This is a genomic window from Amycolatopsis lurida, assembly GCF_900105055.1.
In the GTDB taxonomy this organism is placed as follows: Bacteria; Actinomycetota; Actinomycetes; order Mycobacteriales; family Pseudonocardiaceae; genus Amycolatopsis; species Amycolatopsis lurida.
This window is the reverse complement of the sequence record NZ_FNTA01000004.1, coordinates 2,450,513-2,462,878: the sequence shown is the minus strand read 5'-3', so window position 1 is coordinate 2,462,878 and position 12,366 is coordinate 2,450,513. Positions and strand designations below refer to the sequence as shown.

The window sequence follows — 12,366 nt, the reverse complement described above, 5'->3', positions numbered from 1 at the left end:
CTCACGACCCCTTTTCGCTTTCGCAACACCAGGGGCCTGGGGTTAGCGGGGGTGAAGGGGACTTTCGCCGCATCGGACGCGGTGAAAGTCCCCTTCACCCCGCTCCTGGCAGAACCGGGCGCGGGGAAGGTCACTTTCATCCCCGCGCCACAGTTCACGGCAGGAAAACGGGGCCGTTGGACATGTTGTCCGGGTCGGCCCTTCGGGCGACGATTCGGTGGGGGGACATGTCGCATTCGACGTCGGCGCCTCGGCTTCGCGCAGGGGAATTCGAGCTTGGTTCGCCGAAGAACTTCGCTGATCGAGGGAGAAATTGATGGCTCAGTCGCGGATCGAGGACATCTGGCCGCTGTCGCCGTTGCAGGCAGGGCTGGTCTTCCACGCGGTCTACGACGGTGACGGGCTCGACGTCTACATCGGACACTGGGTCCTGGAGCTCGACGGCCCCGTGGACGCGGCGAAGCTGCGCGCGGCATGGGAGGCGTTGCTGGCGCGGCACGCGTCGCTGCGCGCTTGCTTCCGGCAGCGCAAAACCGGTGAGACGGTGCAGATCATCGCCCGGCAGGTGGAACTGCCCTGGCGCGAGATCGACCTGTCCCACCTCGAAAACCCCGACGCGGCCGTACGTGAGCTGGCCGAGGAGGACCGGACAAAGCGGTTCGACCTCGCGACGGCGCCGCTGCTGCGGCTGACGTTGATCCGGCTCGGTGACGACAGCCACCGCCTCGTGGTCACCTGCCATCACGCGATCATGGACGCCTGGTCGCTGCCCATCGTGTTCGACGAGCTGTCGGCGCTGTACGCGGCGGCGGAGCTGCCGGAAGTGACGCCGTACCGCGAATACCTCGCGTGGCTGAGCCGTCAGGACAAGACGAAGGCGCTCGCGGCCTGGACGAACGAACTCGGTGACCTCGAAGCGCAGACCCTGGTGGCGCCCGCCGATCCGGGGCGCGCGCCCGGCATTCCCGAGAGCATCACGGTCGAACTGCCGCCGGAGCTCACCCGATCGCTGGAGGATTTGGCCCGCGGCAACGGATTGACGCTCAACACGGTCGTGCAGGGCGCGTGGGCGATGGTGCTCGCGCAGCTCTCCGGCCGCACGGACGTCGTGTTCGGAGCGGTCGTTTCGGCGCGCCCGCCGGATCTGCCCGGCGTCGAGGGGATGGTGGGGCTGTTCCTCAACACCGTCCCGGTGCGCGCGCGGCTGCGCGGGCCGGCGCCGGTCGTCGAGATGCTGGCGGAGTTGCAAAGACGGCAGTCGGCGCTCATCCCCGACCAGTTCGTCGGGCTCGCGGACATCCAGCAGGCCGCCGGACCCGGCGCGAGCTTCGACACCATGATCGTCTTCGAGAACTTCCCGCGCGAGCTCGGCGGGCCGGATTCCGCCGCGCCCTTCGGCATTCGCGTGAACCAGGGGCAGGAGGCGGCCCACTACCCGCTGACGCTGGTCGCCGTCCCCGGCGAGTCGATGCTCGTCAAACTCGACTACCTCACGGACCTGTTCGACGAGGCCGCCGCGCGAGTCATCGTCGAGCGGTTCACCGGTGTGCTGCGCCAGCTGTCACGCGACCTCACCGTCGCCGACATCGACGTCACCACCGTGGCCGAGCGCGAAACGGTCGGCCGGTGGGGTGTGTCCGCTGAGGCCGAACCGGACGTCCTGGCACCGGATCTGTTCTCGCGTCAGGACGAAAGCGCGATCGCCCTCGTCGCCGGTGACGAGACGTTGTCGTACGGGGAGCTGGCCGAGCGCGCCGAGCGGCTCGCGGGCTACTTGAGTGGCAAGGGCGTCCGGCGCGGTGACCGAGTCGCCGTGGTGATGGACCGGTCGCCCGACCTGATCGCGACGCTGCTCGCGGTGTGGAAGGCGGGGGCGGCGTACATCCCGCTGGACCCCGCGTACCCGGCGGAACGCGTGAAGTTCATGCTGGCGGACGCCGAGCCGTCGGCGGTCGTGTGCACGGAAGCGCATCGGGCCGCCGTCCTGGACGGCGGTCTCGCACCGATCGTCGTCGACGATCCGGAGACCCTGCGGGCGGTCGCTGAGTCCGCTCGGCTGTCGATCGGTGCCATGGCGGACGACGTCGCGTACGTGATGTACACGTCGGGCTCGACGGGCATGCCCAAGGGTGTCGCGGTGTCGCACGGGAACGTCGCCGCCCTGGTCGGTGAGCCGGGCTGGGACGTCGGCCCCGGCGACGCGGTGCTCATGCACGCTTCGCACGCTTTCGACATCTCCCTGTTCGAACTGTGGGTGCCGCTGGTCTCGGGCGCCCGGGTGGTGCTCGCCGGATCGGGTGCGGTGGACGGCGAGGCGCTGGCCGGCTACGTGGCGGGCGGCGTCACGGCCGCTCACCTGACGGCCGGGAGCTTCCGGGTGCTGGCGGAGGAGGCGCCGGAGTCGGTCACCGGGCTGCGCGAGGTGCTGACCGGTGGTGACGCGGTGCCGCCCGCGGCGGTCGAGCGGGTGCGGCGGACCTGCCCGGACGTACGGGTGCGGCATCTCTACGGGCCCACCGAGGCCACGCTGTGCGCGACGTGGTGGGTACTGGAACCCGGCGACGAAGTGGGGTCGGTGCTGCCGATCGGCCGTCCGCTCGCGGGACGGCGGGTCTATGTCCTCGACGCCTTCCTGCGGCCGGTACCAGCGGGCTTGCCTGGCGAGCTGTACGTCGCCGGAGCCGGTGTGGCGCAGGGCTATCTGGGCCGTTCGACGCTGACGGCCGAGCGCTTCGTCGCGGATCCGTTCGTGCCCGGCGGGCGGATGTACCGCACCGGAGACCTCGCGTCCTGGACGGAGAACGGCACGCTGGCGTTCGCCGGCCGCGCCGACGACCAGGTGAAGATCCGCGGCTACCGGGTGGAGCCCGGGGAGATCGAGGTCGCGCTCGGCCGCCTGCCCGGGGTCGCCCAGGCAGTGGTGATCGCCCGTGGTGAGCAGTTGATCGGGTACGCCGTCCCCGAAGCGGGGCAGGATCTCGACCCGGCGAGCCTGAGCGGCCGGCTCGCCGAGACGCTGCCCGAGTTCATGGTCCCGGCCGCGATCCTGGTGCTGGACGAACTTCCGCTGACCGTCAACGGCAAGGTGGACCGGCAGACGCTCCCCGAGCCGGACTTCTCCTCGAAGGCGGCGGGCCGCGAACCCGCGACCGAGGACGAACGAGTCCTTTGTGGAGTGTTCGCCGACGTCTTGGGGCTGGAGCGGGTCGGTGTCGAGGACAGCTTCTTCGAGCTGGGTGGCGACTCGATCTCGTCGATGCAGGTGGCCGCCCGCGCCAGGCGCGAGGGGATCTCTCTGACGCCGCGGCTGGTCTTCGAGCACCGGACGCCCGAACGGCTGGCGGCGCTGGCCAAGGAAGCACCGGCGCGGCCCTCCACAGTGGATACAGGGGACACAGGGGTCGGCGAGATCCCGATGACGCCGGTGATGCTCGCCCTCGGGGACAACGCCGTCCGCCCCGGCTTCGCGCAGGCACGGGTCATCGTCACCCCTGCGGAATTCGACAAGAACAAGCTCGTCAAGGCCGTGCAGGCGTTGCTGGACACGCACGATCTGCTGCGGGCGCGGGTGGAGTCGGGGCGGCTGATCGTGCCCGAGCCGGGTGCGGTGGACGCGGCCGCCCTCGTCACCCGGGTGGTGGAAGAGGACCTGGATGAGGCCGCCGAACGCGAGGTCCGGACGGCGACGGCCGCGCTGGACCCGGCGGCCGGGGCGATGCTGCGCGTGGTGTGGATCGACTCACCTGATACCGGGCAGGGGCGGCTCGCGCTGGTGGCGCATCACCTGGCCGTCGACGCGGTCTCGTGGGGAATCCTGCTGCCGGATCTGCGCTCGGCCTACGAAGACGCGGCGCTCGAACCCGTGGTGACGCCCTACCGGCAGTGGGCGCGGCGGCTGACCGAGCAGGCGCGTGACGAGCGCACCGTGGCCGAAACCGAACGCTGGATCGCCCTCCTCGACGGCGCGGAACCGGCCGTGGAACCGAGCCCGGGCGAGACGCACTCGTGGTCGGCGACGGTGTCCGGCGACGCGGCGAACGACCTGCTGACCCGGCTGCCGAACGCCTTCCACTGCGGGATCCAGGACGTCCTGCTGGCGGGTCTGGCGGGCGCGGTGACGCGGCTGCGCGGGAGCGGCGCGCTGCTGGTGGACGTCGAAGGCCACGGCCGCGAGGCCGCCGACGGCGAAGACCTGCTGCGCACCGTGGGCTGGTTCACCAGCGTGCACCCGGTCCGCTTCGACGTCTCGGCGGGGGACCTGCTGAAGACCGCCAAGGAACAGATCCGCGCGGTTCCCGGTGACGGGCTCGGTTACGGGCTCCTGCGGTATCTCAACCCCGACACCGGTGCCAGGCTCGCGGAGCTGCCGTCCGCGCAGATCGGCTTCAACTATCTCGGCCGGACAAGCCTTTCCGCCAAGGACCCGGCGTGGCAGCCGGCGGGTGAGGGGCCGCTCGGTGGTGGCCCGGACATGATCCTGGCCCACCCCGTGGAGGTCGGCGCGGAGGTCCAGGACACGCCGGACGGGCCCCGGCTGGGGCTTGCCATCGACGGCCGGGACGTCGACCCCGCCACGGTGGAACGCCTCGGGGAGGCCTGGCTGGCGACGCTGAACGCGCTCGCCGCCGATTCCGCCGCCGGTGGGCACACGCCGTCCGACTTCGCGCTCGTCGAGCTGGCGCAGCAGGACGTGACCGAGCTGGAAGCCGCGACGCCGGGGCTGACCGACATCTGGCCGCTTTCGCCGCTGCAGGAAGGCATGCTCTTCGAGCGGGCCGTCGCCGACGACGGTGTCGACGTCTACCAGAGCCAGCGGATCCTCGACCTCGACGGGCCGCTCGACGCCGAGCGGCTGCGCGCCGCGTGGAACCAGGTGGTCGCCCGGCACGAGACGCTGCGGACGGGTTTCCACCAGTTGGCCTCCGGCGAATCGGTGCAGGTCGTCGCCGCCGAGGCGGAAATCCCATGGCGCACGGTCGATCTGTCGCACGTCGGGGAAGCGGACGCGGCCGCGGAGATCGAACGCCTGCTCGCCGAAGACCAGGCAGAGCGCTTCGACGTGACCAAGGCGCCGCTGCTCCGGCTGATGCTGATCAAGCTGAGCCCGGTGCGGCACCGGTTCGTGCTGACGTCGCACCACGTGCTCCTCGACGGCTGGTCCACGCCGCTCGTCCTGGGTGAGGTGTCGATCGCGTACGCGGGCGGGCAAGCGCCGTCGAAGACACCGTCCTATCGGGACTATCTGACGTGGCTGAGCCGCCAGGACGTCGAGGCGACGCAGGCGGCGTGGCGGACGGAACTCGCCGGTTCCGACGAGCCGACCGTGGTGGACGCCGACGCGGACAAGGCGATGGTCGTGCCGGGTGAGCACGCGGAATCGGTGTCCGAGGCGGCGACGCGGGCGCTCACCGGTTTCGCCCGCGGTCACGGCCTGACGCTGAGCACGATCGTGCAGGGCGCGTGGGCGCTGGTGCTGTCGCGGCTCGCGGGCCGGACGGACGTCGTGTTCGGGACGGTGGTCTCCGGCCGCCCGGCGGACGTGCCGGACGTGGAACAGATGGTGGGGATGTTCATCAACACCGTCCCGGTCCGCGTGCGGCTCGACGGCGACCTGCCGGTGCTGGAAATGCTCCAGGACCTGCAGGCCCGGCAGTCCGCGTTGACCGAGCACCAGTACCTGGGGCTGTCGCAGGTGCAGCGCGCGGCGGGTTCGGGCGCGGTCTTCGACACCATCGTGATGATCGAGAACTACCCGCACGACGCCGACGGTCTCGGCGACGACGGCGGTGTTTCGATCAGCTCGGTCGAGACCAGGACCGGCACCGGTTACCCGCTGACCATGAGCGTTTCGCCCGGGAAGAGCCTGCAGATCCGTGTGGCGTACCGGCCCGACCGGGTCGAGGCGGGAACGGCGGCCGAGGTCGCCCGGCAGGTCGTGCGGGTGCTGGAGCGGGTGTCGGCGGAGGCCTCGCTTCCCGTGGGACGCCTCGGCGTGACCAGCGAACCGGCACGCGAATCCGTGGTGCGGCGGTGGAACGCGACAGGCGAGGCGACGACGGGGGTCACGGTGCCCGAGCTGTTCCGGCGCCGGGCCGCGGAATCCCCGGACGCGGTGGCGGTCGTCGATGGCGACCGCACGCTGTCCTACGCCGAACTCGACCGGGAATCCGACGGGCTGGCCGGATATCTGGCCGCGCGCGGGGTGCGGCGCGGTGACCGCGTCGGCATCGTGATGGAACGTGGTGTGGATCTGATCGTCGCCCTGCTCGCGGTCTGGAAGGCCGGTGCGGCGCAGGTTCCGGTGAACGTGGACTACCCCGCCGAACGGATCGAGCGGATGCTGGCCGATTCCGGTGCCGCGCTGGCGATCTGCGTGGCGGCGAGCCGCGACTCGGTGCCGGACGGCGTCGAGCCGGTCGTCGTGGGCGCGACGGAGCACGAGGTGCCGCCGGTCACCGTCGGCGCGCACGACACGGCCTACGTGATGTACACGTCGGGATCGACCGGCGTGCCGAAGGGTGTTTCGGTGCCGCACGGCAGTGTCGCGGCGCTCGCGGGGGACCCGGGCTGGTCGCAGGCGCCGGGGGATCGGGTGCTGCTGCACGCTTCCCACGCGTTCGACGCGTCGCTGGTCGAGATCTGGGTGCCGCTGGTGAGCGGAGCCGCCGTGGTCGTCGCGGAACCGGGTGCGGTCGACGCGCAGCGGGTGCGGGAAGCGGTCGAACGCGGGGTCACCACGATCCACCTGACGGCAGGCACTTTCCGGGTGGTGGCCGAGGAAGCGCCGGAATCCTTCATCGGGCTGCGGGAGATCCTGACCGGTGGCGACGCGGTGCCGCTCGCCTCGGTCGAGCGGATGCGCCGCGCTTGCCCGGACGTTCGGTTCCGGCAGCTGTACGGCCCCACCGAAATCACGCTGTGCGCCACGTGGCTTGTCCTCGAACCCGGTGCGGAGACGGGCGACGTCCTGCCGATCGGCGGACCGCTGGCCGGACGGCAGGCGTACGTGCTCGACGCGTTCCTGCAGCCGGTGGCGCCGGGCGTGACCGGCGAGCTGTACCTCGCCGGTGCCGGTCTGGCGCACGGCTATCTGGGCGCCGCCAGCGCGACCGCGCAGCGGTTCATCGCGAGCCCGTTCGCGACCGGCGAGCGCATGTACCGCACCGGCGACCTCGCGCGCTGGACCGACGACGGCGAACTGCTGTTCGGCGGCCGGGTCGACTCCCAGGTGAAGATCCGCGGCTACCGCGTCGAACCGGGCGAGATCGAGGCGGCGCTGACCGCACTGCCCGACGTCGCGCAGGCGGTCGTGGTGGCGCGGGAAGAACGTCCTGGCGAGAAGCGGCTGATCGCCTACGTCACCGCGGAATCGGGACTGGAATCCGAAGCGATCCGCACCCGGCTCGCGGAGCGGCTGCCGGAGTTCATGGTGCCCGCGGTGGTGCTGGTGCTGGACACCTTCCCGTTGACCCTCAACGGAAAGATCGACCGCGCCGCCCTGCCCGCCCCCGAATTCACCGGGAAACCGGCCGGTCGTGAACCGCGGACCGAGGCCGAGCGTGTCATGACCGATCTCTTCGCCGAAATCCTCGGCCTGGACCGGGTCGGCGCGGACGACAGCTTCTTCGAACTGGGCGGCGACTCGATCCTGTCGATGCGGCTGGCCGCCCGCGCCCGGCGCGAGGACTTCGTCTTCGGTGCCAAGCAGGTCTTCGAACAGAAGACCCCCGCGGGTCTCGCGGCGGTCGCCGAGCGCGGCGTGCAGGAGGCCGAGGTCACCGACGGTGTCGGCGAGGTGCCGTGGACGCCGGTCGTGCGGGCGCTGCTCGAACGCGATCCCGGTGCGATGTCGCGGGGCGCGCTGGCGCAGTGGGTGACGGCGGGCGTCCCCGGCGACCTGACGGAGCCGAAGCTGACGGCCGGTCTGCGCGCGGTGATCGACACCCACGACCTGCTGCGGAGCCAGGTGATCGATTCCCGCCTGGTCGTGGCGGAACGCGGATCCGTCGACGCGGCGCCGCTGCTTCAGCGGGTCGAGGCCGGAGACGGTGACCTCGACGAAATCGCGGAGCGTCACGCGCACGAGGCCGCCGGACGGCTCGACCCCGTCGCGGGCGTGATGCTCCAGGCCGTTTGGGTGGACGCGGGATCCGAGGGGCGGCTCGTGCTGGCCGCCCATCACCTCGCGGTCGACGTGGTGTCGTGGCGTGTCCTGCTGGCGGATCTGCAAGCGGCCTGCGAGGAACCGGTGCTCGATCCGCCGCCCGTTTCGTTCCGGCGCTGGGCGCGGACGCTGGCCGGCCAGGCGGCGTCGCGGACCGGGGAACTGGAGCTGTGGAGGGGAATCCTCGACGGCGCGCAGGCGCGGGTCGGCGAACTCGACCCTCAGCGCGACACCATCGCCACGTCGGGGCGCAAGTCGTGGACCCTGCCGCGGGATCGCGCGAGCGTGCTCGTCGAGAAGACCACCACGGCCTTCCACTGCGGCGTCCACGAGGTACTGCTGGCGACCCTCGCCGGTGCGGTCACTCAGTGGCGTGGGGGCACCGCCGTCGTGGTGGACGTCGAAGGCCACGGCCGTGAGCCCCTCGACGGGATGGACTTGTCGCGGACGCTCGGCTGGTTCACCGATGTCCATCCGCTGAGGTTGGACACCGCCGAGGCGGACACGCCTGGCCGGTTGCTGAAGCAGGTCAAGGAGAACGTGCGAGCGGTGCCCGACGGCGGGCTCGGCTACGGGATGCTGCGGTATCTCGACCCGGAGACCGGGAAGGCGCTGGCGGCGCTGCCGTCGCCGGAGATCGGCTTCAACTACCTCGGGCGGTTCTCGGCCCGGCCCGAAGGCGAGGCGGAACCCTGGCAGCTGGCCGGGACCATCGGCGGCACGGCGGAGGACGACCTGCCGCTGCGGCACGCCGTCGAGATCGACGCGGTCGTGCTCGACGGTGAGTTCTCGCTGACTCTGACCTGGGCGGAACGCCTGCTCACGGAGGCCGACGCGGAGGCGCTCGGCCAGGCGTGGCTGGACATGCTGACCGGGCTCGCCCGCCACACCGAGGGCGGCGCGGGCGGACACACGCCGTCGGACTTCCCGCTGATTTCGCTGACGCAGCAGGAAGTGACGGACGTGGAAGCCCTCGTCCCGAGCCTGGACGACATCTGGCCGCTTTCCCCGCTGCAGGAAGGGTTGCTGTTCCACGCGGTGGACGAGCGTGGCCCGGACGTCTACGCCGGTATCCGCGACATCATCCTCGACGGGCCGCTGGACGTCGCCCGGTTCCGCGCGTCGTGGCAGACCCTGCTCGACCGGCATCCCGCGCTGCGGGCGGGTTTCCACCGCCTCGGCTCCGGGACCGCCGTCCAGGCCGTCGTCCGCGACGTCCCGGTGCCGTGGCGGGAAACCGATCTGTCGCACTTGCCCGAGGACGAGGCGCTGGCGGAATTCGAGCGGCTCGCGGCGGAATCCCACGCCGAGCGGTTCGATCTGGCGAAGGCGCCGCTGCTGCATCTGCATCTGGTGCGGTTCACCGACCGCAGGCACCGGCTGGTGCTCCGGTCGCACCACATCTCGGCCGACGGCTGGTCGCTTCCGGTGTTCCTCGGCGAGGTGATGGCGGCGTACGAAGACGGTCGGTCGCTTCCCACACCGACGTCGTACCGGGAGTACCTCGCCTGGCTTTCCCGCCAGGACAAGGCGGCCGCGAAAGAGGCGTGGCGGACCGAACTCGCCGGGCTCGACGAGGCGACCCACGTGGTGCCGCCGGACACGATCGCCGTGCCCATCGAGCCGGACCGTGTCCGCTTCGAGCTCGACGCCGGCCTCAGCGGCCGCCTGATGGAGTTCACCCGGCGTCACGGCGTCACGACGAACACGCTTTTCCAAGGCGTGTGGGCGCTTCTGCTGGCCAGGCTGACCGGACGCGACGACGTCGTCTTCGGGACCACGGTGGCCGGGCGGCCGGTCGAGATCCCCGGGGTCGAATCCGCGGTCGGCCTGTTCATGAACATGCTGCCGGTCCGGGCGCGGCTCACCGGCGCCCAGCCGTTCCTGGAGATGCTGGCCGATCTGCAGGCACGCCAGGTCGCGCTGATGCCGCACCAGCACGTCGGGCTGACCGAGATCAACCAGCTCGCCGGTCCCGGCGCGGCCTTCGACACGATCGTGGTGTTCGAGAACTATCCGCCGCCGCCCCCGCCGTCCGACGACCCCGACGTCCTCGCCCTGCGTCCGGCGGGGATCCCGGACGACACCGGGCACTATCCGTTGTCCATCCGCGCTTCCGAAGGCGGTGGCGTCCACGGTGAGGTCATCTACCGGCCGGACGTGTTCGACCGGACGCGGATCGAGGAGATCGTCGCTTCGATCATCCGGGCGCTCGACCAGGTGGTCACCGAACCGCGGATCCCCGTCGGCCGGGTCGCTCTGATCGGGCCCGAGCAGCGGCGTCTGGTGATCGAGGAGTGGAACCGGACCGAGGTGCCGTTCGAGGCCGAGGCCCTGCCGGTGCTGTTCCGCCGTCAGGTGGAGCGGTCGCGCGACGCGGTGGCGATCGAGGACGCGAAGCGGACCCTGACCTACGGCGAACTGCTCGGCGAGGTCGAGACGCTGGCGCGGTTGCTCGTCGGGCTGGGTGTCCGGCGGGAGACCCGGGTCGGCGTGCTGGTCGAACGGTCGGCCGAACTCGTGGTGACCATGATGGGTGTGACGTTCGCCGGCGGGGCGTTCGTCCCGGTCGACCCGGACTATCCGGCCGAGCGCATCGAGCTGATGCTGACCAGTTCGGCGCCGCAGGTCCTGGTGTGCACGTCGGCTACCCGGGCGGTCGTTCCGGCGAAGTTCGCCGGCGAGATCCTGCTGCTGGACGACCTTCCCGCCGCGGATCCGTCGGTCGTGCTGCCGCCGGTGAAGACGACCGACGCGGCGTACGTGATCTACACGTCCGGGTCGACAGGGGTGCCGAAGGGCGTCCAGGTCACCCACTCCGGGCTCGGGAACCTGGCGACCGCGCATATCGAACGCCTTGGTGTGACGGCGTCCTCGCGGGTGCTGCAGTTGTCCGCGATCGGCTTCGACGCCATCGTCTCCGAGCTGTACATGTCCCTGCTGGCCGGTGCGACCCTCGTGCTGGCCGACGCGGAGAGCATGCCGCCGCGGGCGACCCTCGGCGACGCGTTGCGGCAGTGGAGGATCACGCATCTCACGGTGTCGCCGAGCGTGCTGGCGGTCGAGGAAGACCTACCGGACACGCTGCGCGGCGTGCTGACCGGCGGCGAGGTGTGCACTCCCGCGCTGGTCGACCGCTGGTCGCCGGGGCGCCGGTTCATCAACGCCTACGGTCCCACCGAGACGACGATCTGCTCGACCATGAGCGCCCCGTTGTCGCCGGGACACGAGGTCGTCCCGCTCGGCGGCCCGATCCGGAACGTGAAGCACTACATCCTCGACGCGTACCTGCAGCCGGTGCCGCCGGGCGTGGCGGGCGAGCTGTACATCGCCGGTGCCGGACTCGCCCGCGGGTATCTCGGGCGGCCGGGTCTGACGTCGGAACGGTTCGTCGCCGACCCGTTCACGCCGGGCGAGCGCATGTACCGCTCCGGCGACCGGTTCCGCTGGGATCCCGACGGCGAGCTGATCTTCGTCGGCCGGGTCGACGCGCAGGTCAAGGTGCGCGGCTATCGGGTCGAGCCCGCGGAGATCGAGAACGTGCTGGCCGAACATCCGGGCGTCGCGCAGGTCGCGGTCGCCGTGCACCGCGACGGGCCGGGCGACAAACGGCTGGTGGCCTACGTCGTGCCCGCGGACGAGGCCGACGTTTCGCTTACCTCGGTGCTGCGCGAGATGGCGGCCGCACGGCTGCCGGAGTACATGATGCCCGCGGCGTTCGTGGCGCTGGAGAAGATGCCGCTCACCCCGAACGGCAAGCTCGACCACCGAGCGCTCCAGGCACCCGACTTCTCCGGCCTGTCCTCCGGCCGCGACCCGCGCACGGCCATGGAGGCGAAGCTGTGCGAGCTGTTCGCGGAGGTGCTCGGCCTGGAGCAGGTCGGGCCCGACGACAGCTTCTTCGAACTCGGCGGCGATTCGATCATCTCGATGCAGCTGTCGGCCCGCGCCCGCCGCGAAGGGCTGGAACTGAGCCCGTGGCAGGTGTTCGAAGAGAAGACACCGGAACGGCTGGCGACGCTCGTCAAGGAGATCCCGCCCGAAGGCGAGACCGCCTCGGAGCCGGAGCCGGAGTCCGCAGGGGGTTCGCTTGTGGCGCTTTCCCCGGATCAGTTGGAACAGCTTGAGGCCGGGTTCTCGTGAGTGGTTAGGACGGTTCTAACCGTCCTAACCACTCACGAGCCCAACGCGAACGCGAGTTC

General features: G+C 71.2%; 1 protein-coding gene. It reads left to right on the top strand.

Annotated elements, in window-relative coordinates; all coding sequences use genetic code 11:
* Positions 1 to 316: 316 nt before the first annotated feature.
* Positions 317 to 12,307, top strand: coding sequence for a non-ribosomal peptide synthetase (locus BLW75_RS16475; RefSeq protein WP_034313540.1), 11,991 nt, complete (start codon positions 317 to 319; stop codon positions 12,305 to 12,307).
* Positions 12,308 to 12,366: the final 59 nt, after the last annotated feature.

What these genes read in the sequence shown, in the direction of transcription:
- BLW75_RS16475 (WP_034313540.1), top strand. Translation starts at nt 317, where the DNA reads ATGGCTCAGTCGCGGATCGAGGACATCTGGCCGCTGTCGCCGTTGCAG.